This window comes from Variovorax guangxiensis (genome assembly GCF_003952165.1).
Classification (GTDB): domain Bacteria; phylum Pseudomonadota; class Gammaproteobacteria; order Burkholderiales; family Burkholderiaceae_C; genus Variovorax; species Variovorax guangxiensis.
On record NZ_RXFT01000004.1, the window covers coordinates 230,954 to 253,562 of the forward strand.

At 67.9% G+C, this 22,609-nt stretch carries 21 protein-coding genes; 8 read left to right on the plus strand and 13 right to left on the minus strand.

The window, feature by feature from the left end:
- Positions 1-42: 42 nt before the first annotated feature.
- On the minus strand, positions 43-1,740 hold the full coding sequence (locus EJP67_RS11930; protein WP_126021920.1) for an electron transfer flavoprotein-ubiquinone oxidoreductase: 1,698 nt from the start codon (positions 1,738-1,740) through the stop codon (positions 43-45).
- Between the two features lie 163 nt (positions 1,741-1,903).
- Here EJP67_RS11930 and EJP67_RS11935 point away from each other — a divergent pair, with 163 nt between their 5' ends.
- From EJP67_RS11935 to EJP67_RS11950, 4 genes are all read left to right on the plus strand, one after another.
- A complete protein-coding gene (locus EJP67_RS11935; protein ID WP_126021921.1) occupies positions 1,904-2,686 on the plus strand; it encodes an SDR family oxidoreductase in 783 nt (260 codons plus the stop codon).
- Between the two features lie 77 nt (positions 2,687-2,763).
- Positions 2,764-3,597, plus strand: coding sequence for a DMT family transporter (locus tag EJP67_RS11940; protein ID WP_240650613.1), 834 nt, complete (start codon positions 2,764-2,766; stop codon positions 3,595-3,597).
- Positions 3,594-4,019 (plus strand): acyl-CoA thioesterase, encoded by a 426-nt coding sequence (locus EJP67_RS11945; protein WP_126021922.1) that lies wholly within the window; start codon positions 3,594-3,596, stop codon positions 4,017-4,019. The genes EJP67_RS11940 and EJP67_RS11945 overlap by 4 nt, the downstream gene beginning before the upstream one ends.
- Complete coding sequence (locus EJP67_RS11950) at positions 4,016-4,720, plus strand: M949_RS01915 family surface polysaccharide biosynthesis protein (RefSeq protein ID WP_126021923.1); 705 nt, start codon at positions 4,016-4,018, stop codon at positions 4,718-4,720. The genes EJP67_RS11945 and EJP67_RS11950 overlap by 4 nt, the downstream gene beginning before the upstream one ends.
- Positions 4,721-4,735: 15 nt before the next feature.
- Here the strand turns inward: EJP67_RS11950 and EJP67_RS11955 are convergent, their stop codons facing one another.
- Positions 4,736-6,088, minus strand: coding sequence for a sensor histidine kinase (locus EJP67_RS11955; RefSeq protein WP_126021924.1), 1,353 nt, complete (start codon positions 6,086-6,088; stop codon positions 4,736-4,738).
- Positions 6,085-6,759: a response regulator transcription factor gene (locus tag EJP67_RS11960; RefSeq protein ID WP_126021925.1), complete on the minus strand. Its 675-nt coding sequence runs from the start codon at positions 6,757-6,759 to the stop codon at positions 6,085-6,087. Before EJP67_RS11960 ends, EJP67_RS11955 begins: the two co-directional genes overlap by 4 nt.
- A 142-nt stretch (positions 6,760-6,901) precedes the next feature.
- Between EJP67_RS11960 and EJP67_RS11965 the strand changes: the two genes are divergently transcribed.
- The 3 genes from EJP67_RS11965 to EJP67_RS11975 are packed head-to-tail and all read left to right on the plus strand — an operon-like array spanning position 6,902 to position 9,987.
- The gene (locus EJP67_RS11965) at positions 6,902-7,606 is read left to right on the plus strand and encodes a phosphatase PAP2 family protein (protein ID WP_126021926.1); all 705 of its coding nucleotides are present in this window, start codon (positions 6,902-6,904) and stop codon (positions 7,604-7,606) included.
- Entirely contained in the window at positions 7,593-8,189 is a 597-nt protein-coding gene (locus EJP67_RS11970) for a phosphatase PAP2 family protein (protein WP_126021927.1), read from the plus strand. The genes EJP67_RS11965 and EJP67_RS11970 overlap by 14 nt, the downstream gene beginning before the upstream one ends.
- 46 nt (positions 8,190-8,235) lie before the next feature.
- Positions 8,236-9,987, plus strand: a complete 1,752-nt coding sequence (locus tag EJP67_RS11975; protein ID WP_126021928.1) for a phosphoethanolamine transferase — start codon at positions 8,236-8,238, stop codon at positions 9,985-9,987.
- A gap of 7 nt (positions 9,988-9,994) precedes the next feature.
- Here EJP67_RS11975 and EJP67_RS11980 read toward each other — a convergent pair whose 3' ends face one another.
- The 7 genes from EJP67_RS11980 to eat form a co-directional block, all read right to left on the minus strand.
- Positions 9,995-10,588, minus strand: coding sequence for a peroxidase-related enzyme (locus EJP67_RS11980; protein ID WP_126021929.1), 594 nt, complete (start codon positions 10,586-10,588; stop codon positions 9,995-9,997).
- 79 nt (positions 10,589-10,667) lie between these two features.
- A complete protein-coding gene (locus tag EJP67_RS11985; RefSeq protein WP_126021930.1) occupies positions 10,668-11,930 on the minus strand; it encodes an HAD family hydrolase in 1,263 nt (420 codons plus the stop codon).
- A gap of 102 nt (positions 11,931-12,032) precedes the next feature.
- Positions 12,033-13,286, minus strand: coding sequence for a type II toxin-antitoxin system HipA family toxin (locus EJP67_RS11990; RefSeq protein ID WP_126021931.1), 1,254 nt, complete (start codon positions 13,284-13,286; stop codon positions 12,033-12,035).
- Positions 13,276-13,551, minus strand: coding sequence for a helix-turn-helix domain-containing protein (locus EJP67_RS11995; RefSeq protein ID WP_240650619.1), 276 nt, complete (start codon positions 13,549-13,551; stop codon positions 13,276-13,278). The genes EJP67_RS11990 and EJP67_RS11995 overlap by 11 nt, the downstream gene beginning before the upstream one ends.
- A 119-nt stretch (positions 13,552-13,670) precedes the next feature.
- Positions 13,671-14,477: an ethanolamine ammonia-lyase subunit EutC gene (eutC, locus tag EJP67_RS12000; RefSeq protein ID WP_126021933.1), complete on the minus strand. Its 807-nt coding sequence runs from the start codon at positions 14,475-14,477 to the stop codon at positions 13,671-13,673.
- Positions 14,474-15,868: an ethanolamine ammonia-lyase subunit EutB gene (locus EJP67_RS12005; RefSeq protein ID WP_126021934.1), complete on the minus strand. Its 1,395-nt coding sequence runs from the start codon at positions 15,866-15,868 to the stop codon at positions 14,474-14,476. Before EJP67_RS12005 ends, eutC begins: the two co-directional genes overlap by 4 nt.
- 19 nt (positions 15,869-15,887) lie before the next feature.
- Positions 15,888-17,315, minus strand: a complete 1,428-nt coding sequence (eat, locus tag EJP67_RS12010) for an ethanolamine permease (protein ID WP_126021935.1) — start codon at positions 17,313-17,315, stop codon at positions 15,888-15,890.
- A 160-nt stretch (positions 17,316-17,475) separates the two neighbouring features.
- On the opposite strand from eat, the gene EJP67_RS12015 reads away from it, so the two are divergent.
- Complete coding sequence (locus tag EJP67_RS12015) at positions 17,476-17,844, plus strand: FKBP-type peptidyl-prolyl cis-trans isomerase (protein WP_221297473.1); 369 nt, start codon at positions 17,476-17,478, stop codon at positions 17,842-17,844.
- 27 nt (positions 17,845-17,871) lie between these two features.
- Here EJP67_RS12015 and EJP67_RS12020 read toward each other — a convergent pair whose 3' ends face one another.
- From EJP67_RS12020 to EJP67_RS12030, 3 genes are all read right to left on the minus strand, one after another.
- Complete coding sequence (locus tag EJP67_RS12020) at positions 17,872-19,470, minus strand: OpgD/OpgG family glucan biosynthesis protein (protein WP_126021937.1); 1,599 nt, start codon at positions 19,468-19,470, stop codon at positions 17,872-17,874.
- A gap of 194 nt (positions 19,471-19,664) precedes the next feature.
- Positions 19,665-20,507, minus strand: a complete 843-nt coding sequence (locus tag EJP67_RS12025) for a class I SAM-dependent methyltransferase (RefSeq protein WP_126021938.1) — start codon at positions 20,505-20,507, stop codon at positions 19,665-19,667.
- A 124-nt stretch (positions 20,508-20,631) separates the two neighbouring features.
- Positions 20,632-22,512: a sigma-54-dependent Fis family transcriptional regulator gene (locus EJP67_RS12030; protein WP_126021939.1), complete on the minus strand. Its 1,881-nt coding sequence runs from the start codon at positions 22,510-22,512 to the stop codon at positions 20,632-20,634.
- Positions 22,513-22,609 lie beyond the last annotated feature (97 nt).

Here is a 22,609-nt window from a genome sequence, read left to right on the forward strand (position 1 = left end):
GCCCTCCGAAGAGGGCCTCGAGCGGCAAGAGTGCCGGGAGCCTTACATCCCCACGTAGTTCGGCCCGCCGCCGCCTTCGGGCGTGACCCACACGATGTTCTGCGTCGGGTCCTTGATGTCGCAGGTCTTGCAGTGCACGCAGTTCTGCGCGTTGATCTGCAGGCGCTGCTTGCCGTCCTCGGTGCCGACGAACTCGTACACGCCGGCCGGGCAGTAGCGGCTTTCGGGGCCGGCGAACTTGGCGAGGTTGATGTTCACGGGCACCGTCGCGTCCTTGAGCGTCAGGTGGGCCGGCTGCTGCTCCTCATGGTTGGTGTTGCTGATGAACACGCTGGAGAGGCGGTCGAAGGTGAGCTTGCCGTCGGGCTTCGGGTAGACGATGGGCTTGCACTCCGAAGCTGGCTTCAGGTACAGGTGGTCGGGCTTGTCGCGGCGCAGCGTCCATGGAATGTGGCCCTTCAGCAGCCATTGCTCGACGCCGTTCATGAAGGTGGCGATGCCCAGGCCCTTCTTGAACCAGGCCTTGAAGTTGCGGGCCTTGTTCAGCTCGGTGTGCAGCCAGCTCTTCTCGAAGGCGGCGGGGTAGGCCGTGAGTTCGTCGTGCTGGCGGCCGGCCATGACCGCGTCGAAGGCGGCCTCGGCGCACAGCATGCCGGTCTTGATGGCGGCGTGGCTGCCCTTGATGCGGCTCACGTTGAGATAGCCGGCCTCGCAGCCGACCAGTGCGCCGCCCGGGAACACCGTCTTGGGCAGCGACATCAGGCCGCCGGCCGTGATGGCGCGCGCGCCGTAGCCGATTCGCTTGGCGGGCTTGATGCCCTTGGACTCGTCGCCTTCCAGGTACCAGCGGATGTTGGGGTGCAGCTTCCAGCGCTGCATTTCCTCGAAGGGGCTCAGGTAGGGGTTGCTGTAGTCCAGGCCCGTGATGAAGCCCATCGTGACCTTGTTGTCCTCCATGTGATAGAGGAAGGCGCCGCCGTAGGTGTCGCTCTTCATCGGCCAGCCGGCGGTGTGCAGCACGAAGCCGGGCTGGTGGCGCTTGGGGTCGATTTCCCAGACTTCCTTCACGCCGATGCCGTAGGTCTGTGGGTCCTTGCCGGCATCGAGCTTGTATTTGGCGATGAGCTGGCGGCCCAGGTGGCCGCGCGCGCCTTCGGCGAACACGGTGTACTTGCCCAGCAGCTCCATGCCGAGCTGGAAGTTCTCGGTGGGCTCGCCGTCCTTGCCGACGCCCATGTTGCCGGTGGCCACGCCGCGCACCGAGCCGTCTTCGTTGTAGAGCACTTCGGCGGCTGGGAAGCCCGGGAAGATCTCCACGCCCAGGTTTTCTGCCTGCTGGGCCAGCCACTTGGTGAAGGCGCCCAGGCTGATGATGTAGTTGCCGTGGTTCTGGAAGCAGGCCGGCAGGAAGAGGTTGGGGGTGCGCAGGCCCGACTTCTCGCCCAGGAACACCATCGCGTCGTCGGTTACCGGCTGGTTCAGCGGGGCGCCGAGTTCCTTCCAGTCGGGCAGCAGCTCGTTGAGCGCGCGCGGGTCCATGATGGCGCCCGAGAGGATGTGCGCGCCGGGCTCGGAGCCCTTCTCGAGCACCACGACCGAAATCTCCTTCTCGTGCTGCGCGGCCAGTTGCTTGAGCCGGATCGCGGTCGACAGGCCGGCCGGGCCGCCGCCGACCACGACCACGTCGTATTCCATGGCTTCGCGAGGGCCGAACTGAGCGAGGATTTCGTCGTGGGTCATCTGGGTTGGATCGATAATGATTTTTCGAGACGCGGGGGCTTCCCGGGATTGCGGGGCATTTTATGCGGCGTCCAGGCATGCTCCCTGTCGCGTCCGGCATGCTCCCCAGCGCTCGCGGGCGGGACTTCCCGCGTCACCTGCGCGACTCCACAGGATCCAGTTCATGGCTTACAGCATCGATCTCTCCGGCCGCGTGGCCTTCGTCACCGGCGCCTCCAGCGGGCTCGGTGCCCAGTTCGCGAAGACGCTGGCGCGTGCCGGCGCGGCGGTGGTGCTGGCGAGCCGCCGCGTAGAGAAGCTCAAGGAGCTGCGTGCGCGTATCGAGGGCGAGGGCCACGACGCCCACGTGGTCGAACTCGACGTGACCGACATCGGCAGCATCAAGGCCGCCGTGGCGCGCGCCGAGACCGAGGTGGGCCCCATCGACATCCTGGTCAACAACTCGGGCGTGAGCACCACGCAGCGCCTGCAGGACGTGACGCCCGACGACTACGACTACATCTTCGACACCAACGTGAAGGGCAGCTTCTTCGTGGCGCAGGAGGTCGGCAAGCGCATGCTGGCCCGCGCCAGGGGCACGGCGCCGGGCACCTACATCGGCGGGCGCATCATCAACATCGCCTCGGCCGCGGCGCTCAAGGTCATGCCGCAGATCGGCACCTACTGCATGAGCAAGGCCGCGGTGGTGCAGATGACCAAGGCCATGGCGCTCGAATGGGGCCGCTTCGGCATCAACGTGAACGCGCTGTGCCCGGGCTACATCACGACCGAGCTCAACGAGGAGCACTGGAGCACCGAGGGCGGCACCAAGCTGGTCAACATGCTGCCGCGCAAGCGCGTGGGCAAGCCCGAAGACCTCGACGGCCTGATCGTGCTGCTGGCCAGCGGCCAGAGCCACTTCGTGAACGGCGCCGTCATCGCGGCCGACGACGGGTTCGCGCTCTGAGCCCGCGGGCGTGGGTCGGCATCGCGGCCGGGCTGGCCGCGGGTGCACTCTGGGGCCTGACCTTCGTGGCGCCGCGCATGGTGGGCCACTTCGGCATGGTCGACATCACCGCCGCGCGCTTCGCCATCTTCGGTGCCGTCTCGGCGCTGGCGGTGTTCGCGCGGCCGGCCGCCGTGCGCTGGCCCAACGGGCGGCAGGCGCTCGCGGCGCTGGGCCTCAGCGTGCTCGGCTTCAGCGGCTACTACCTGCTGCTGGCCTTCGGCATCCAGGCGGCGGGCACGGAGGTGCCCAGCCTCATCATCGGCACGATCCCCGTCTGGATGATGCTGCTGGGCCGCCCCGCAGGCCTGCGCATGAGCGCGTTGCTGCCGGGGCTGCTGCTCACGGGCGCGGGCATCGCGCTGATGATCTATGGCGCATGGTCGGCGCAGCACGGCGCGGGTGAAGCGACCGGTGCCCGCTTCGGCTGGGGCATCGCGCTGGCGTTGGCCGCCATGGCGAGCTGGACGGTGTACGGCCTGCTCAACGCGGCCTGGCTGCAGCGCCACACCGGGCTCAACGCGACCGACTGGGCCAACTGGCTGGGCGTGGCGACCGGGCTCGGCGCCTTGCTGCTGTGGCTCATCGCGGGCAGCGACGTGGCCACGCTCCAGGCGCAGCCCGATGGCATGCTCTTCGTGTGGATCGCGCTGGCCAGCGGCTTCGGCTCGTCGTGGCTCGCGACCATTCTCTGGAACGTGGCCAGCCAGCGGCTGTCGGCCAGTCTCTGCGGGCAGCTGATCGTCAGCGAGACGCTGTTCGCGCTCCTGTATTCCTTCGTCTGGGACGGCCGCTGGCCGCAGGCCACCGAGTGGGCCGCGGCGGCGCTGTTCGTGCTGGGCATCCTCGCATCCATCAAGGCGCACCGATGAGAATCGAAATCCCCGAAAAGAAGAAGCTGGTGTACGAAACCTCCATTCCCATCCGCTGGGGCGACATGGACGCCATGGGCCACCTCAACAACGGCACCTACTTCCGCTACCTCGAAACCGCGCGCATCGACTGGATGCACTCCATCGGCTTCGAGCCGCAGCCCAACGGCGAGGGCATGGTGATCGTCAACGCCTTCTGCAACTTCTACCGGCAGATCGAGTACCCGGGCAACGTGCTGCTCAAGATGTACGTGAGCGATCCGGGCCGCACCACCTTCGAGAGCTGGGCCACCATGGCCCGCGAGGCGGAGCCCGACGTGATCTGCGCCGCCGGCGGCGCGACCACGATCTGGGTCGACTTCCCGAAGCAGAAGGCGCTGACATTGCCCGACTGGCTGCGTGCGCTCGTGAGCGCCGAATGAGAAGAACGCTCCTGGCGGTCGCCTTGCTCGCATCGCTCGCCACCGGCAGCCATGCGCAGACGCCACCCGGCAAGAACGGTACCGAGTGCGCCTCCGGGGCGCCGTACCTGAACGCCGAGGCGCTGAAGAAGGCCGGGTTCGAACTTCCGGTGTTCAAGCGGTACTGCTATTCGGACAAGGCGGGCAGCCACGTCCTGCTGCTCGGCGAGAAGCAGGACCTGCCGTTCCCCGAGGAAAAACTCTCTTCGGCCATCCAGGCCGCGCTCTACAAGGTCGGTGCCGACGGCGGCGGCCTGACGCCCGAGTGGTCGATCCGAGACTTCCCAGTCAAGGACGAGGCTGGCGTCAACTTTCGCTCGAAGCTCATCGAACTCACGGACATCGACGGCGACGGATTGGTCGATCCCATCCTCGTCTACCGCTTCTTCGAGCCAGATGGTGCCGACCGCATCGTCAACGACGATTTCGTCGGGCGCATCAAGATCGTCACCTTCCACCAGGGCCGCAAGGCGACCATCCACGCGATCACCGGCAACCTGGACAGCGACCGAAGGACCACCGCCAACGCCAGCTACTTCGCGCTGCTGAAACCGGTGCGGCAGCATCTCGTGAAGAAGATGGCGGCGATGTATTCCGCCGGCCAATTCGGCTTCGACAACTCCTACGGCTTCGTGCCGAGGAAGGATGTAGCCCGGCGCTGAGGTTGCTTCGCGCGGTCAGGCCGGCTGCAGCACGATCCGCGCCTCGAAGCCCTGCGCCGCGCCCGCCGGAGGCGAAGACAGCTCCAGCTTCGCGCCGTGCTTCTCGACGATGGTGCCCACGATCGAGATGCCCAGCCCGTAGCCCGCGCGGTCGGAGCTGTGGCGCACATGGCGCTCGCGCAGGGTGGCGAGCTGCTCGGGCGTGACGCCCTTGCCGGAGTCGCGCACGGCCAGCGTAGCGGGGCCCATCACCTCGATGACGACGCGGCCGCCGCCGTAGCGCAGCGCGTTCTCCACCAGGTTGCGCAGCGCGATGGCGAGCGCGTCGACGTCGCCGAGGGCCGCTGGGGCACCGCTGTCCGGTACCTTGAGCGCGAGGCGCTCGCTGTTCTGCGGGTCCTGCCAGAAGTCCTGCGCCACGGTGCCGGCGAGCTGCACGAGGTCGACCCGCGAGCGCGCGAGCGAGGCGCCCGATTCGGCGCGCGAGAGCTGCAGCAGCTTTTCCGTGCGATGGCTCAGCGTGCGCAGCGCGTCGAGCGCGGCCTGCACGTCGTTGCGCTGAAGGTCGTGCTCCAGCGCGGTCTGCAGCCGCAGCCTCGCGGCGGCGAGCGGGGTGCGGAGTTCGTGCGCGGCATTGGCGGCCAGCGCGCGCTCCACGTCGAGCGAATGGGAGAGCCGCTCCAGCAGCCGGTTGACGTGGTCGCCGACGGTGCGCAGCTCCTTCGGCAGGCCGGGCAGGGTGATCGGGCTCAGGTCGGCGCCGCTGCGCTTCTCGATCTCCGCGGCCAGCTCCTGCAGCACCCGGAGTTCGGTGCGGGCCACGTTGCGCAGCACCAGCGCGAGCAGCGGGAGCACCGCGCCCAGCGGAATGATCAGGCCGAAGAGCGTGCGGTTGAGCGCATGGCGCCTCTCGTCGAGCGGGTCGGCCACCTGGAAGAACAGGCCCAGCGTCGGGTGGCGCACGGTGTAGATGCGCCAGGTCGGGTTGTTCGCGAAGCCGGCGGCCAGCGGCACGTCGAAGGTGTCGGCGGGCGTCTCCGCGGAGCGCAGCAGCACATGCTCGTGCAGGTCGACGATCTGGTAGATCACCGCATCTTCGGAGAAGAGCTGCTTGGGCGCGATGAGCGGCTCTCGCGGCTGCTGCTCGCCCGGGTGCTGCAGCTTCTCGAGTTCCTGCACCGCCATCGCGAACATGCGGTGCGAGACCTCGACCAGTTCGTTGTCGAAGTTGTGGTTGATTTCGCGGTCCACGTACCAGACCACCGCGAACACGCAAAGCAGCCACACGCCGCCGACCCACAGGATCAGCGTGCGGGTCAGCCGCCCGGCGAGCGAGTCGCGCCCGGCGGCGAAGCTGGCTGAATTCATTCGTCCTCGTCTGTCGAGAACGACAGCCGGTAGCCCAGCCCGCGCAGTGTCTGGATGTGGCTGCGGCCGAGCTTGCGCCGCAGGCGGCTGATGAAGACTTCGAGCGTGTTGCTGTCGGCCTCGTCGCCGAAGCCGTACAGCGCGTCGGCGAGGTTCTCGCGCGTGTGGATGCGCTCGGGCCGGGTGGCCATCACGCGCAGCAGCGCCCATTCCTTCTGCGTGAGAGTGATCGGCGAGCCGTGCTTGCGCACCATGTCGTGGGCGAGGTCGATCTCCAGCGTGCCCAGCTGCAGCACCGGCGAGCTGCTGGAGCTGCGCCGCCGCTCGACCGCACGCAGGCGCGCCAGCAGCTCGGCCGGGTCGTAGGGCTTGATCAGGTAGTCGTCGGCGCCGGCGTCCAGGCCGCGGATGCGGTCGGTCACCTGGTCGCGTGCGGTCAGCACGATGACGATGGGGCGCTCGGGCAGGGCACGTATCTGGGGCAGCAGCGAGAGGCCGTCTCCGTCGCCCAGGTGCAGGTCGAGCAGCACCGCCGCGTACTGCACCGAGAGCAGGGCGCCGCGCGCATCGGCCAGGCTGGGGGCCACGTCGACCACGAAGGCCTTGGCCAGAAGGTAGCTGCAGACGGCATCTGCCAATGCAGTGTCATCTTCGACCAGCAATATGCGCACGCCATGTCCTTTCAACGAGAAAAAGAGTCTAGCGTCCCCGGGCTGAAGCAGGCCTTTCAGTCAGGTTCGGTTCATCTTGCTTCAGGCTCGGTTCATTCCGCAAACGTAGGCTCGCGGCTGTTTTTCAGTCCTGCCTTCGTCCATGACTCGTCCGCCCATTTTTCGTCTGGGGGTTTTCACCCTTGTCGCGCTGGTTGCGCTGATGGCCTGGGACACGACGGGCGGCGATCTGCTTCTGGCACGCATGGCAGGCTCGCAACTCGGTTTTCCCCTGCGCGAGAACCCCTTCATGGTCCACGTCATGCATGAGGGCGCGCGCAACCTCAGCTGGGCGCTGGTGATCCTGCTGTTCGCCGCGATCCGCTGGCCCTTCGGCGTGCTGCGCCGCCTCGATACCGGCTCCCGCGCGCAACTGGCCCTGACCGTGCTCGGCTCGGTGATCGCGGTCAGCATGATCAAGCATGCGAGCCACACCAGCTGCCCCTGGGACCTGCAGGAGTTCGGCGGCGTGGCGCGGTACGTGTCCCACTGGTCGTGGGGCGTGAGCGATGGCGGTCCCGGCGGCTGTTTCCCGGCCGGCCATGCCTCGGCGGCCTTCGCCTACGTGGGCGGGTACTTCGTTCTGCGGCGGGTGTCGGCCCGCGCGGCGGCGATCTGGCTCTGGACGGCCGTGGCCGCGGGGCTGGTGCTGGGCTTGGCCCAGCAGCTGCGCGGCGCGCACTACATGAGTCACACCCTCTGGACGGCCTGGGTCTGCTGGACGGTGGGCCTTGTCATCGAGATGGCGGTTGCGCGATTCGGTTCGCGCTCGACCAATACGGCGGTGCCCGCGCATGCAGGGCCTTGATTTCGCCCTCTTCAGGCTGATCAACGCGAGCGCCACGGTGCCGCCGTGGAGCCTGCGCTTCGCCGAGTTCTGCTCCGATCTGCTGCCGGCCCTGCTGACGCTGGCCATCGGCGTGTGCGCGCTGTTCAGCCGGCGCTGGCGCTATGCGCTGTTCACCGTGCTGCTGAGCGTACTGGCGGCGTGGATCGTCGTGAGCCTTATCCGCATGGTGGCGCCGATCCCCCGGCCCGCCTACTACGGCCTGGGCATCCAATGGGTGCCGCAGGGTGTGCGGCCGGGCTTCCCGAGCATGCACGCGGCCGGCACCTTCGCCGCAGCCTTCGCGCTCTGGTGCCTGCCGTCGCGCGTGCCCATGCTGGCGGCGCTGGTGGTGGCGGCTCTGGTGGCGTGGAGCCGGGTGTACCTGGGCCTGCATTTCCCGTCCGACATCGTGGCGGCGACCATGCTGGGCGCGCTGGTGGCGATCGTGGTGGAGCGGGGCGCCAGCCGGCCGATGAGCCAGGCTGCCTCGGGCGCACTGGTGGCGCGGCGGCGCTCGGCAAGATTGCGGCTGCGCAGGGCGGCGAGTCTGAACACGGACTGAAGGGGCAATTCAGCCTCGCTTCAGGCGGCGTCGTTACATTCGCCGCATGTCTGTTTCACGAATTTCGCCTGTTCCATTGGAACGGGTGGGTACTTCTGAGTCAAAAACGCCACAGTCGCCTCCTTCGGGCGCCCCGTGGACCCGCTTCGACCTCTGGTTGCAGCGTCCGCGCTCGGCCGCCATGGTCGTCCTCTGGCTCAGTCTCTACCTCGTACTGACCACCAACTGGCCGCTGTGGAACGAACTGGCCCGCATCGGCGGCGCTCCCAGCAGTTACATGTCGACCGTGGTGTCGATGAGCCTGCTCACGCTGTGCGGGTCGGCGGCCATCCTGTCGTTCACGGCCTGGTCGCGCTGGATGAAGCCGTTGTGGCTTTTGGTGGTAATACTGGCCGCGGTGGTGCAGCACTACATGCTCGAATACCGCGTGGTCATGGACCCCACCATGATCGCCAACGCGCTGCAGACCGACCCCAACGAGGCGCGCGACCTGCTGAGCTGGCGCATGGCCTTCAACGTGGCGGTTGTGGTGTTGCCCGCGGCCTGGCCGATCTGGCGCGTGCGCGTCGCGCCGATGCGCTTCCTGCCCAAGCTCGCGCGCAACGTGGGGCTGCTGCTGCTGTCCGTGGCCGTGGCCGTGGGCACGGCAGTGGCCATGAACCGCGAGCTGGCGCCACTGATGCGCAACAACGTGCACCTGCGCTACATGATGAACCCGATCGCATCGCTCTATTCGACGGGTGCGCTCTTCATCAAGCCGCTCTTCAAGCGCAGCGGCAAGCTGGTTTCCATCACCGCCGGAACGGCGCTGGGCGCGAGCTATGCCGCGCAGACCAGGCCGCCGCTCTTCGTGGTGGTGGTGGGCGAGACGGCACGGGCCGACCACTTCGCCCTCAACGGCTACGCGCGCGACACAACGCCGGAACTGGCCAAGCGCGGCGTGCTGAGCTATCGCGAGGTGCGCTCCTGCGGCACCAACACCCTGGCCTCGGTGCCGTGCATGTTCTCGCCGCTGGGCAAGGAAGGCTACGAGTCGCGCAAGGACGACTACGAGACCCTGGTCGACGTGCTGCAGGCAGCCGGCCTCGCCGTGTTCTGGCTCGACAACCAGGCCGGTTGCAAGGGCGTGTGCGAGCGCATTCCGAACGCTTCGGCCTTCGACGGACTCGACGCAGCGACCAAGAAGGCGCTGTGCGACGGCGACGAATGCCTGGACGATGTCATGCTCAAGGGCCTGGACGCGCGCATCGCCGCGCTGCCGGCCGAGCGCCGCGCCAAGGGCGTGGTGCTGGTCATGCACCAGATGGGCAGCCACGGCCCGGCCTACTACAAGCGCTCGGCGCCCGACGTGAAGCGCTTCCTGCCCGAGTGCAAGACCAACGCGCTCGCCGATTGTGGCCATGCCGAGCTGATGAACGTATACGACAACTCTATCGTTCAGACCGACCGCTTCCTCGGCCAGACCATCGACTGGCTCAAGGCGCAGTCGAAGCAGTACGACCCGGCGATGCTGTATATCAGCGACCACGGCGAATCGCTCGGCGAGTTCGGCCTGTTCCTGCACGGCGTGCCGTACAGCTTCGCGCCCGATGCGCAGAAGCACGTGCCCATGGTCACCTGGTTCAGCGAAGGCATGAGCGAGCGGCGCAAGCTCTCGCGCTCGTGCATGGAAGCGGGGCTCGATGCGCCGCTCACGCACGACAACCTGTACCACACGGTGCTGGGCGTGATGGACGTGACCACGCCGACCTACAAGCCCGCCCTCGACGCGCTGGCCTCCTGCCGCGCCAAGGGCTGAGGCGGGGCTATTCGGGGTCTTGCTTCTTCTCGCGGGGCACCCGCCCCATGAGGAAGAACTCGTTGTTCGGCTGCATGCCGCTGAAGCTGGCCAGGCGGTTGCTCAGTCCGAAGAAGGCGGTGATTGCGGCGATGTCCCAGATGTCCTCGTCGTCGAAGCCGTGCGCGTGCAGCGGCGGGAAGTCGCTGTCGTCGATCTCGTGCGAGCGTTCGCAGACCTTCATCGCAAAGTCGAGCATCGCGCGCTGGCGCGGGGTGATGTCGGCCTTGCGGTAGTTCACCGCCACCTGGTCGGCCACCAGCGGCTTCTTTTCGTAGATGCGCAGCAGCGCGCCGTGCGCCACCACGCAGTAGAGGCACTTGTTGGCCGCGCTGGTGGTGGTGACGATCATCTCGCGGTCGCCCTTGGTGAGCGAGCCTTCCTCCTTGAGCATGAGCGCGTCGTGGTACGCGAAGAAGGCGCGCCACTCGGCGGGGCGGCGCGCGAGTCCGAGGAACACGTTCGGCACGAAGCCGGCCTTCTCCTGCACGGCAAGGATCGCGGTGCGGATGTCCTCGGGCAGATCCTTGAGTTCGGCGAGGGGGTAGCGGTCTGCGGCCATGTTGTCTCCGGTTCGGGTTGCCTTGATGGGGCCATCATAGGCAAGCCGCGCCGAAGACCCTGCGACCGCTCCCGTTCTCTTACTTGAGCGCCTTGCCTTGCGTGGCGCCCAGCGGCGTGTGCAGCTGCGAGCTCACCCACGAGCCGGTGTTGTCGTCGCGACCCTGCAGCAGGTAGCGCGTGTCGGCCTTGCCGTAATTCTGCACCGCCATGGCGGAGAACCTGCCGATGTCGGTCTTCGGGTCGCGCAGGCGGTTGACGATCAGCACCTTCTTCGTGTCGGCGAAGTCGGCCATCATGTTCTGGTCGCCTTCGCTGTCGCCGGCCACGAAGCTCGGACCGTAGCCGTACTTGCCGACCAGGAAGCGCCGGATGTTCCTCGTCTTGCCCGGGCCCTGCGTCTGGTCGTAGCCGCGGCGGAACTCGGGCTGGATCACGCCCCTGGCGTCGCGCTCCAGCTCCATCGCCAGCACGCGCTCGGGCGGGTTGTTGTAGCCGAAGGCGGGGTTCGACGAGATCTCCTTGATCACGTCGACGAACGATGCCGAGCACACCCACACGTCGAAGCCGGCGTTGCGGAAGGCGGCGTACAGCTGCTGCATCTCGGGCTGCAGCCGCAGGCCGTTCTTCCAGCTCACCGAGACCACGCCGGCGCGGCCCGGCAGCGCGGATGGCGAAGTCCACTTGACCTTGGCCACGGGCTCCTTCAACTGCCAGGCCACCGTGTCGGCCGTGAGCTTGCGCACCTGCCCCTCGGTCATGCCGGCGAAGAGGTAGGTGACCCACGGGTAGGCCGTGTCGTGGTCGAAGGTGTCGCCGATGGCTTCATAGAGATAGCGCACCTTGGTGGTGAAGGCACCGTAGTGCGGGCTCAATGCCACCACGGCCAGCGACTGGTCGCCCTTCAGTCCCTTGTAGTTCTGATAGAGCCATGTGTAGCTCGCGACGATGTCGGGCACCACCGCGTCGATGTTCACGGCCTGGCCGGCGGCGTTGTTGTATGCGGGCAGGAAGTCCTTCTTCGGGATGTTCTTGCGCAGCGCCACTTCGAGCTGCGCGGGCGTGGCGCCGAAGACGAGGTTCTCGAGCTGATAGATGAGCGCGGCCTCCTCGATGTCGAGGAAGACGCTGGTGTTGTCCCAGTCGAACACCACGTAGGGCGGCTTCGCGGCGTCATAGCCCGGGCTTGCCTTGCCGATGCTGGCGATCAGGCCCTCGATCTGCGCGCGGTTGAAGGCGTCCCAGTTGCCGGGCGCGAGGCTCTTTGCAGGCGAGAGGCTGGCGCATCCGGCGGCGACGAGCGCTGCGGCCATGGGGGTGAGAAGGAGGAGGCGGCGTTGCATGCTTTTCCTGGTTTTGAGCGTTGCAGATTGAGAGAAACCTCAACCTACGCATCAGCTGTGCCAGGCCGTGCCTGATGGCCATGCATTCCGCCGCACGGCGCGCTAAGCCGCGATGCGTTCGGCCTGCTGTTCGACAAAGCCTGCCACCCGCCGCACCAGTGCCACATTGCCGCCGGCAGCCGCCACGCTCGCCGCCGCATGGACGGCAACCGTTTCACCAATAGCCAGTATGACTTCTTCCGCCGCCGCAGCCGATAGCCCGAAGTGCGGCGCTGCCTCGCGCGCCAGGGCGAGGCTCGACGCGTGCTGCCCTGGAAGAATGGCGAGCTCCTGATAACCCGTGTGACCGCCAAGCTGCATGACGAGGTCGAACGCAGGCGCCAGGCGCCACCGTCCGTCGTCGCCGCGCAGCGCGCCGTGGTTCTTGACGTGATCGTCGCTGTTCCCCGCCGCCAGGTTGAACACCAGCCGCCGGAACAATTCGGCCAGGTCCTCTTGTGGCTGCGCGGAGATGCGCCGCAGCAACTGGGCCAGTTCGACATAGCTGCCCCGGCTGGATTCATAAGGCACATCGAGCAGCGCCGACGCCGAGAGATAGTGAAAGCGCCGCTCGTCGGTCACCGGTCCCGCGCGATCGAAGCGCTCTACCAGCAAGGCATGCCCGGATGAGAGAGGCTGCAGCAGGAAGGGCGGTACTGCGATCCCGCAGGCATCGGCCAGCCAGAGCGTGGCTGCTTCGATCACTTCCACGTCGTGGTCGTCACCGCGTGATGCGAACTTGGCGATGCAGCGCCGGCCCTCGTGCACGAACGCTGCCTTGGGGCGCGCGCCGCCCAGGCTGCCGCCGCGCAGCAACAGATGCATGTCGGGGCCGATCTCCAGGCCTTGTTCGATGCGATGCGAGGCTTCGGCGAGTTCCTGAAGCGACCGGAGCGCGACCGGTGGTTCGTCGCTGCGGATGGGCAGGGTTTCGGCGAACACCATCGCGCCGACGCGGTCCTCGTCGGTCAGCAAAAGCGCGTCGATGTCCGAGAGCGGCTTGCCCTGGCGTATTTCGAGCACCTTGCGTCCCCAGCTGTCCGGCAGTGCGTCGCGCAACGTGAGCGGCATGGCGCCACCGTCGCGGATGCGGCTTTCGGCCAGCACAAAGGCGGCGTCGCGCAGCGGCAGGTGTTCGGGGTTGAGCGGTGCAGCTTCCGGGTCTTCGAGGTAGCGCCGGCCGTAGGCGAATTCACCGGATTCCATGACACCACGGCGAACGAGCTTCATCAGCCCGGCCGGTTGCACCTGCGCGCCTGTTCGGTGCGCGAGTCCGACGTAGACACGCCGCTCGACTTCATCGGATTCAGAAGTCACGCTCGTCCTCCGCGATCACGCCCGCCGCCCCGCGGGTTGCCGACTTGCGCACCCGGCGTTTTGCGGCCAGCCCTGCTGGGGCGGGGGCTACGTTGTCGAGCGAATCGATTTCGCCGAAGAGCCACAGCGCATGGGCAAGCAGGCCGATGCTGGTGCCAGGCTTGCCGGATTCGAGCGCGCGCAGCGTGTTGGGTGAGCACAGCAGCCGCTCGGCCATTTCGGCAACCGTCCATTCGCGATGGATCCTGTGCGCGCGCAGGCGCAAGCCCAGCTGTTCAAGGGGGCGAATGGTGTGCGAAGGCAGGGCCGAGAGGCTGCGGCTGCTTTTTGACATCAATAAAATGACTGTTAAAAGGCTTAAAAGTCATTTTATTGCATAAGTTTCTAACTTGGGAGGCTGCCCGCCCGGCTGATCTCCGGGGTCTCGCGCTGCTCCAGCACCGCAAGGTCGCTCTCGTCCTTGAGCCCCACGCCCGTCAGCCCCCTGCGCAGGGACTCCCGCATGAGCCATGCCAGCTTGAACGCGGCCGCCTCGCTCGACAGGCCCTCGGGCCGCACGTTCGAGATGCAGTTGCGCTCGGCATCGTGCCGCCCGCGCGTGGGCGTGTGGGTCAGGTAGATGCCCAGGCTGTCGGGCGAGCTGAGGCCCGGCCGCTCGCCGATCAGCATCACCGACAGCGCCGCGCCGAAAAGCTCACCCACCTCGTCGGCCAGCGCCACACGCGCCTGAGTGGCGATCACCACCGGTGCGAAGCGCGTGCCGGCCGGCAGGTGCGGGCGCAGCGCGGCCAGCAGCGGCACCGCATGGCGTGCCACGGCGAGCGAGGAAAGCCCGTCGCCGATCACCACACAGACGTCGCAGCCGTAGCGCCGCTCGGCGAGCAGGCGCGTGGCGTCGCTCTCGTCGAGCTGGCGGCCGAGGTCGGGGCGGCGCAGGTATTCGGTGCGGTCCGCCGCGCGGCTGCGTGCGCGGGCCACCTCCCAGCGCTGCGCGGTGAGGGCGGCCGCGAGCGCGTCGACGTCGAGCGCGGCATGGATCGCGTCTCGCGCCATCGCGTGCGCCCAGCCGAAGCGCAGCGTCTCGTCGGTGGGCATGCCCGAGCCGGCGCGGCCCAGCGCCAGCCGCGCGGGCGTGGCCGAGCGCCATTGCGACCAGGGGTTGGGAGTGACTGGCGATTCGGGGCTGCTCATGACGTCAGCGCGGACAGCCCGCTCATGTCGGCCAGCAGCCGGTTAGAGGAAGGCGGCGCCAATTTGCCGGCCTCGTCGGTGATCTGCATGCGCTGCAGCCATGCCTCGAACTCCGGCGCGCGCTTCAGGCCCAGCGTGTCGCGCAGGAACAGCGCGTCATGGAAGGAGGTGCTCTGGTAGTTGAGCATCACGTCGTCGGCGCCCGGAATGCCCATGATGAAGTTGATGCCCGCCGTGCCCAGCAGCACGAGCAGGGTGTCCATGTCGTCCTGGTCGGCCTCGGCGTGGTTGGTGTAGCAGACGTCGCAGCCGATGGGCAGGCCCAGCAGCTTGCCGCAGAAATGGTCTTCCAGTCCGGCGCGGATGATCTGCTTGCCGTCGTACAGGTACTCCGGCCCGATGAAGCCCACCACCGTGTTGATGAGCAGCGGCCTGTAGCGCCGCGCCAGCGCGTAGGCGCGCGCCTCGCAGGTCTGCTGGTCGACGCCGAAGTTGGCGTTGGCCGAGAGAGCGCTGCCCTGGCCGGTCTCGAAGTACATGACGTTGTCGCCCACGGTGCCGCGCTTGAGCGACTGCGCGGCCGCATGGGCCTCTTCGAGCAGTTCCGGCGTCACGCCGAAGGAGAGGTTCGCCTTCTCGGTGCCCGCGATCGACTGGAACACCAGGTCGACCGGCGCGCCGGCTTCGGCGAGCTTGAGCGTGTTGGTCACGTGCGTGAGCACGCAGCTCTGCGTGGGGATCTCGAAGCGCTGGATCACCTCGTCGAGCATGTGCAGCAGGCGGCCCAGCACGGGCATGCTGTCGGAAGCGGGGTTGAGGCCGATCACCGCGTCGCCCGCGCCGTAGAGCAGGCCGTCTAGCGTGGAGGCGGCCACGCCGCGCAAGTCGTCGGTCGGGTGGTTGGGCTGCAGGCGCACCGAGAGATGGCCGGGCAGGCCGATGGTGTCGCGAAAGCGCGTGACCACGCTGCACTTCTTCGCGACCGACACCAGGTCCTGGTTGCGCATGAGCTTGGACACGGCCGCGACCATCTCCGGCGTGAGGCCGGGCGCCAGTGCCGTGAGCGTGGCGGTGGTGGCTGCGTCCGACAGCAGCCAGTTGCGGAAGTCGCCCACCGTGAGATGCGACACCGGCGCGAAGGCCTGCGCGTCGTGGCTGTCGATGATGAGGCGCGTGATGTTGTCGCTCTCGTAGGGAATCAGCGCCTCGGTGAGGAACTGCTTGAGCGGCGTTTCGGCCAGCACATGCCGCGCGGCCATGCGCTGCTGCGCGGTGGCCGCGCCGATGCCCGCGAGGTAGTCGCCCGAGCGCGCAGGGCTGGCGAAGGCCATGACCTGCCGCAGGTCGTCGAAGGCGAAGACCTGGCCGGCGATGGTGGTGCGATAGAGCATCTTCTGGAGGGGCCCGATGTCAGGAGCCGGTGGTCCGGGAAGACAGCATCTCGTCGGGCGCGGCCGCATCGCGTTGCCCCGATGTCAGCAGGAAGTAGCCGTAGGCGGCGGCCATCAGCACGATGAACAGCAGCGTGAGCATGCCGTTGAACCACACCATCGCGCCCAGGCACACCAAGCCAAGGCCGAAGGCGATGGCCGGAAACACGGGGTAGAAGGGCGCGCGGTAGGTGCGCGGCAGGTCTGGCTCGGTGCGGCGCAGCCTGAAGAGCGCGGCCATCGAGATCAGGTACATCACGATGGCGCCGAGCACGGCCATGGTCACGATGTTGGCGGTGAGCGTCTGGCCGCCGAACTGCACCCACTCGTCGCTGAAGATGGCGATGACGCCGATCATGCCGCCGGCCAGCAGCGCGCGGTGCGGCGTGTCGAAGCGCGGGCTCAGGCCTGCAAAGTAGCGCGGCAGGTAGCCCGCGCGCGCCAGCGCGAAGATCTGGCGCGAGTAGCCCATGATGATCCCGTGGAAGGAGGCGATCAGCCCGAACAGGCCGATCCACACCAGCATGTGCAGCCAGCCGCTGTTGTCGCCCACCACCGCCTTCATGGCCTGCGGCAGAGGGTCGTTGATGTTGGCAAGCTTGCGCCAGTCGCCCACGCCGCCCGCGAAGATCATCACGCCGAAGGCCAGCACCACCAGCGTGACGATGCCCGTGGTGTAGGCGATGGGAATGGTGCGGTGCGGATCGCGCGCCTCCTCGGCCGCCATGGCCGCGCCTTCGATGGCAAGGAAGAACCAGATCGCGAACGGGATCGACGCGAAGATGCCCGCGACGGCCGCGCCGTTCAGCACGCTGCCGCCGGCCCAGCCGTTGGCCACGAAGTTGGCCATGGTCCAGCCGGGCGTGACCACGCCCATGAACACCAGCAGCTCGACGATGGCCAGCACCGTCACGAAGAGTTCGAACGCCGCCGCGATACCCACGCCGATCCAGTTGAGCCCGATGAAGATCACGTACGCGCCGAGCGCGAACCACTTCGGGTTGATGCCCGGGAACTGCACGTTGAGATACGCGCCGATGGCCAGCGCGATGGCCGGCGGCGCGAAGACGAATTCGATCAGCGTCGCGAAGCCCGCGACGAAGCCACCGCTGGGGCCGAAGGCGCGCCGGGCGTAGGCAAAAGGACCACCCGCGTGCGGGATGGCGGTCGAGAGTTCGGTGAAGCTGAAGATGAAGGTGGTGTACATGGTGGCCACCAGCACAGTGGCGACCAGGAAGCCGAGCGTGCCGGCCGTGTTCCAGCCGTAGCTCCAACCAAAGTACTCACCGGATATGACGAGGCCCACCGCGATGCCCCAGAGCTGAACGGGGCCGAGCACTTTCTTGAGATGGCCTGTGCCTGCGGGGGCAGGCGATGCGGCCGTGCCGGCGGCGGTGGTGGAGTTCATGCGACTTCCTCTCTTCGTGAATGTTGACAGTGCACATTCGCCAAAGCAAGGGTTGTTCCACCGTGGGCCTGCATGGCCGCTGGCCATAATCGAGGTCTCTCAATCCTCGAGGTGTTCCGTGAAGTCTCTTTTCTGTGCCGCCCTGGTTTCCTTCGTTGCCATGCCCGCCGCGTTCGCGCAGTCCGCGCCCGTCACCACGCCAAGCGGCCTGGTCTACCAGTCGATCAAGGAAGGCACCGGCGCATCGCCCGCGGCCACCGACGTGGTCAAGGTGCACTACCGCGGCACCTTCCCCGACAGCGGCAAGGAATTCGACAGCTCCTACAAGCGCGGCGAGCCCACCGAGTTCCCGCTCAACGGCGTGATTCCGTGCTGGACCGAAGGCGTGCAGAAGATGAAGCCGGGCGGCAAGGCCAAGCTGACCTGCCCGCCCTCGATCGCATACGGCTCGCGCGGCGCCGGCGGCGTGATCCCGCCGAACGCCACGCTCAACTTCGAAGTCGAGCTGATCTCCGTCTCGAAGCGCTGAGGCTTCGAGCCGCAGCGCTCGAAGAAATCAACCTGGCTGGTACTGGTACAGCCAGGTCTCGGTGAGCGTCTGGTCGCCGTTCTTCAGGTACATGCGCATGTCGATCGGCTCGTTGCCCTCGGGCGTGAAGTCGAACTGCGCGCGCCAGTGGCCGGGCACGCCGTTGGGCACGGCCTCGGCGAAGACGTACGAGAACTTGCCGCGCGCGGCCGTCAGCACCACCTCCGGCTTCACGCCGAAGGGCACGGTCGTAAGCGGCTGGCCGATGAACTCCACCATGAACTTGCGCACGCCCTGCGGCCGCGGCTGCCCCGGCTGGCCGCCGCGGCCGATGCGCGTGGCCACGCAGCGCGCGAGCGGCGATGGAAAGGGCTCCTGGTCGGTCCAGTGCAGCCGGTATTGCAGGCTGTAGCTGGCGCCGGCCTTCGCGTCGGCCTTGGGCACCCAGAAGGCGACGATGTTGTCGTGGATCTCGTCGTCGGTCGGGATCTCGATGAGCTGCACCGAACCTTCGCCCCAGTCGCCCAGCGGCTCGATCCACAGGCTCGGGCGCTTCTCGTAGTTCACGCCGTCCTGGTAGTGGTCGAAGGCGCGGTCGCGCTGCAGCAGGCCGAAGCCGCGCGGCTTCGTGTCGGCGAAAGCCGAGGCGCGCGTCTGCGAGGGGTTGTTGAGCGGGCGCCAGATGCGCTCGCCCGCGCCGTTCCAGATCGCGAGGCCGTCGGAGTCGTGCACCTCGGGGCGCCAGTCGATGGCGGTGGGCTTGATGGTCTCCGAGTACCAGTACATCGAGGTCAGCGGCACCAGTCCCAGGCGGGCCACGTCCTTGCGCACGAAGATGCGTGCGTCGATGTCCATGATGACGGCCTTCGTGCGCTGCATGACGAACTTGAACACGCCCGTCACGCTCGGCCCTTCGAGCAGCGCGTAGACCGTCATCGACGTCGTGTTGTTCGCGGCCGGCGTCTCGAAGTAGAAGCGCGTGAAGTTCGGGAACTCCTCGGGCCGGTCGGGCACCGCCACGTCGAGCGCGATGCCTCGCGCCGACAGGCCGTACTGGTAGAGCTCGCCGATGGCGCGGAAGTAAGAGGCACCCAGGAAGGCGACCCAGTCGTTCTTCTGCCAGTCGAGCTTGCCCTGGTCGCCCAGTCGGCTTTCCTGCAGGCGGAAGCCGGCGAAGCCCGCGCCCGGCGGAAGCGAGCGCGCGGGGCTGTCGGGCGGCATCGAGAAGTAGGAGGGGCTGTAGAGCACCTCGCGCGCGAAGGCGTCGCCGTCGGTGTTCTCCAGCACGTTCATGCGCACCGGCGTCTGGAAGAAGCGCCCGAGGTGGAAGAAGGTGACCGGGAACGCGCCCGGGCCGTCGCGGAAGAGTGCGTTGGCCGGGTCGAACTTGATCTTGCCGTGCGCGTCGTAGTCGATGCGGTCGAGCACCTCGGGTGCCAGCGGCGCCGGGGCGGCGTAGGGCTTGCCGGCCAGCGCCTTTGCCTGCGCAACCAGCGCGTCGAAGGAGAAGGGCGTGGGCTGGCTCAGTTGCAGGCCGTTGGCGGCGAGGGCCTCTTCGGGCAGTCCGAGGGCGGCGAGTGCGGCAGCGGCACCGCCGGCGGCAAGGAAGGATCGGCGATCAAGCATGTGGTTCTTGAGGGTTGCGAATCTCTTGGGGAGGAAAAAGGGAGAGGAAAGAAAGAAGGTCTGCTGCGGAAACGATATGGCATTTTCCGCGACCGTAAACACCCTCGAAGCTTGGCGCTTTCCGTTCCCGGCCCGCGTCAGCCGATCCGCGCAGCGCGCGCCGGACAAAACCGGCAATCCGCAAAATTGTGCGTTTATGTATCCGCGGCATCCGTCGCCTGCAGCGCGTAGAGCGCATAGAGCGGCACGCCCAGGAACAACATGACCATCGGTGCGAACAGCGTGTAGGGCAGGCCGAAGCCTTCGAGCACCCGATAGGTGCCCTCGAGGCTCAGGCGCGGATGGGGCTGCGTCAGCTCGGCCGTGCGGCGGATACCCCACTTGAACTCGGCCCCGGTCACGCGAACCGACGGATGCTGCCTGCCGCGCCCCACCGCCAGCCAGCACATCGCGTCGAAGGCCAGCACCGAACCCGCCGGCGCGCGCTCGCCGAAGGTGGCGAGTACCGCCTCGACTTGCGCGGGCTCCAGGTACATCAGCACGCCCTCTGTGAAGAGAAACACCGGCTGCGCGCTGCGCTTGCGCGGCAGGCCCAGCTGCTCCCACCAGCCGGAGGTGGTGAGGTCGAGCTCGCGCAGGTCATGGCGCTCGCCGGGCTCGGGAAGCAGCTCGTGGCGCAGTTCGAGCACCTCGGGCAGGTCGGCATCGGTCATGCGCGACTTGCCGTCGTCCAGCCACTGGAAGTAGTGGCTGAGGCCGCAGCCCATGTTCACGATGCGCGCCCCGGGGTGCAGCTTGAGGAAGTCCTGCGCCAGGCTGCGGAAGCGCCGGGTGCGCGAGAGGATGCCGTAGATGGTGGCCCGGTCTTCCGGGAGCGGGTCGCCCTCGTCGCGGATCTGTTCGAGGATGCCTGCGGCGTAGGCATCGCGCACGGCCACCTGCGGGAACATCGTGTCACCCGAGGCGCGCGCGGCCAAGGGAATCCGCAAGGTGGAAGGAACGGCGGACAGGCGGCGGACGGATTTGCGGGTGGTCATGAATGCTGGAGCTGCGCTTCGCGCAAAGTCTGGCCGCTCCGGCACCACGGGGCAAGTCAGTCTTTGGTTGCGGTCGCCGGTGCGTGCCGGGCAGGAATGTGGCCCCGCGCGCGTACGTTCGACGTCAGTTCCCGGCGGGCTTGCCGCGCTGGCGCGCGAGATGCCGGTAGATCGTGCTGCGATGGATGCCCAGCCTGCGCGCGGCCTTCGCGACGTCGTGGTCGCAGGCCTTCAGTGCCTCGTCGAGGGCGTGGCGCGTCATGGCCTGCAGGGGCGCCGCCTGCGGTGTGGCCGGCGTCGGCGCGCGCTCGGCTGGAGGCGCGTGATTGCCGAGCAGATGCGCCGGAAGCATGGCCGCGGTCACCGCATCGCCCGCGTCGGCCAGCGCCACGATGGAGCGCAGCGTGCTGCGCAGTTCGCGCACGTTGCCCGGCCACCGGTATGCAGCAAGGGCTTCCAGCGCGTCGGCCTCCAGCTGCAGATGCTTCGCCGCGCCGCCCGCTTCGAGGAAAAGCCGCGAGATCAGCGCATGCCTGTCGTCGCGTTGCCTCAACGACGGCAGCGTGACGGTGAAGCCGGCCACCCGGTACATCAGGTCGGCGCGGAAGCGGCCGGCTTCCACCAGCGAGGGCAGGTGGCCGTGGGTGGCGCAGACCAGGTCGAAGTCCACCGGCACGCCCTGGCCGCCACCCAGCGGCGTGACCAGGCGTTCCTCCAGCACGCGCAGCAGCCGCGTCTGCAGAGCCAGCGGTATTTCCGCGATCTCGTCGAGGAACAGCACGCCGCCGTGGGCTTCGCGGATGCGGCCCGCCATGCCCTTGCGCTTCGCTCCGGTGAAGGCTCCCTGCTCGTAGCCGAAGAGCTCCGATTCGATCAGCGTCTCGGGCAGCGAGGCGCAGTCCACCGCGACGAAAGGCCCCGCGCTGCGACGGCTGGCGGCATGCAGCCGGCGCGAGAACACCTCCTTGCCGCTGCCGGTCTCGCCGTTGACCAGCACGGAGACGCCTTCGTTGAGTACCCGCACCGCCTTGTGCAGCAGAGGCTGCACGTCGTCGGTTTCGGCCGCGCCCTGGGCATGCATGGCGCGGCGCTGGAGTGGACGAACGCTGCCCGGGTTGCTCGAGCGCTCCATCACCGTCGCGATCTGCCGCCCGCCCGGGAGCGTGAGCAGGCCACGCCGGTGCTCCATGCGCGGCCAGTTCGCGCCGAGGAAGTCTTCGGCCTCCAGGCCGAGCAGCTCTTTCCAGGAGCGGCCGAAGAGTTCGAGTGCGACGCGGTTGGCCGCGACGATGCGGCCGCCCTCGATCACCATCAGCCCTTCGCGCGCCGTGCCGATCAGCGCCGGCCGCGCATGGAAGCGCAGCACGTGGCCGCCTGCCTCGGCCAGCATCATGCGGTGCTCGACCTGCTGCGCCGCCATGCGCACCAGCCCCAGCGCGTGGGTGTTCACACGCACCGTCTCGCCCGAGATGTCGAGTGCGCCGGCCAGCTCGCCGCGCCCGGTGAAGATCGGCGCCGCCGCGCAGCCCAGTTCGCTGTTCTGTGCCAGGTAGTGCTCGCCGCCCAGCACCATCAGCGCTTCGCGCTCCGCCAGCGCGGTGCCGATGGCGTTGGTGCCCCGGTTGTGCTCCGACCATTCCACGCCGGGCTGCAGCGCAATGCGCTGGGCCTTGGGCAGGAAGTCGGCGCTGCCGATCTCCTCGAGGATCAGCCCGCTGGCGTCCGACAGGATCACCACGCAGCCGTTGCCGACCGCGTGCTCGGCCAGACCGTCGAGCTCGGGCTGAGCGCAGTTCAGCAGGCGCATGGCCTGCTCGCGCCGCTCGCTCAGCAGGGCCAGAGCCATCGGCTCGGGGTCGACGGCATGGTGGTCGACCGGGCGGCTGCGCTGCCAGGAGCGCGAGATGTGAGGCGCGATCCACGGTGCCGGGTCGTGGCCCTGGCCGAAGAAGAGTTCCCGGGCCTGTGCCACTGCGATCGACGGCAACTGCGCTTGTGCACTCATGCGTGTCTCCGATGGGGTTTCGCCTTGTGCGACATCGTAGTCGCCATGTTCGCCGGAACATGTCGCAGATTGCGAATGAAAACCCGCTGACGCGCGC

Excerpts from the sequence above, each read along its gene's own strand:
- EJP67_RS11955 (WP_126021924.1), bottom strand. The coding sequence starts at position 6,088 with ATGAATTCAGCCAGCTTCGCCGCCGGGCGCGACTCGCTCGCCGGGCGG.
- EJP67_RS11980 (WP_126021929.1), bottom strand. The coding sequence starts at position 10,588 with ATGGCCGCAGACCGCTACCCCCTCGCCGAACTCAAGGATCTGCCCGAG.
- EJP67_RS11930 (WP_126021920.1), bottom strand. The coding sequence starts at position 1,740 with ATGACCCACGACGAAATCCTCGCTCAGTTCGGCCCTCGCGAAGCCATG.
- EJP67_RS11975 (WP_126021928.1), top strand. The coding sequence starts at position 8,236 with ATGTCTGTTTCACGAATTTCGCCTGTTCCATTGGAACGGGTGGGTACT.
- EJP67_RS11940 (WP_240650613.1), top strand. The coding sequence starts at position 2,764 with ATGGTGGGCCACTTCGGCATGGTCGACATCACCGCCGCGCGCTTCGCC.
- EJP67_RS11935 (WP_126021921.1), top strand. The coding sequence starts at position 1,904 with ATGGCTTACAGCATCGATCTCTCCGGCCGCGTGGCCTTCGTCACCGGC.
- EJP67_RS11970 (WP_126021927.1), top strand. The coding sequence starts at position 7,593 with ATGCAGGGCCTTGATTTCGCCCTCTTCAGGCTGATCAACGCGAGCGCC.
- EJP67_RS11945 (WP_126021922.1), top strand. The coding sequence starts at position 3,594 with ATGAGAATCGAAATCCCCGAAAAGAAGAAGCTGGTGTACGAAACCTCC.
- EJP67_RS12005 (WP_126021934.1), bottom strand. The coding sequence starts at position 15,868 with ATGCTCTATCGCACCACCATCGCCGGCCAGGTCTTCGCCTTCGACGAC.
- EJP67_RS12020 (WP_126021937.1), bottom strand. The coding sequence starts at position 19,470 with ATGCTTGATCGCCGATCCTTCCTTGCCGCCGGCGGTGCCGCTGCCGCA.
- EJP67_RS11950 (WP_126021923.1), top strand. The coding sequence starts at position 4,016 with ATGAGAAGAACGCTCCTGGCGGTCGCCTTGCTCGCATCGCTCGCCACC.
- eutC (WP_126021933.1), bottom strand. The coding sequence starts at position 14,477 with ATGAGCAGCCCCGAATCGCCAGTCACTCCCAACCCCTGGTCGCAATGG.
- EJP67_RS11985 (WP_126021930.1), bottom strand. The coding sequence starts at position 11,930 with ATGCAACGCCGCCTCCTCCTTCTCACCCCCATGGCCGCAGCGCTCGTC.
- EJP67_RS12030 (WP_126021939.1), bottom strand. The coding sequence starts at position 22,512 with ATGAGTGCACAAGCGCAGTTGCCGTCGATCGCAGTGGCACAGGCCCGG.
- EJP67_RS11965 (WP_126021926.1), top strand. The coding sequence starts at position 6,902 with ATGACTCGTCCGCCCATTTTTCGTCTGGGGGTTTTCACCCTTGTCGCG.
- EJP67_RS12015 (WP_221297473.1), top strand. The coding sequence starts at position 17,476 with ATGCCCGCCGCGTTCGCGCAGTCCGCGCCCGTCACCACGCCAAGCGGC.
- EJP67_RS12025 (WP_126021938.1), bottom strand. The coding sequence starts at position 20,507 with ATGACCACCCGCAAATCCGTCCGCCGCCTGTCCGCCGTTCCTTCCACC.
- eat (WP_126021935.1), bottom strand. The coding sequence starts at position 17,315 with ATGAACTCCACCACCGCCGCCGGCACGGCCGCATCGCCTGCCCCCGCA.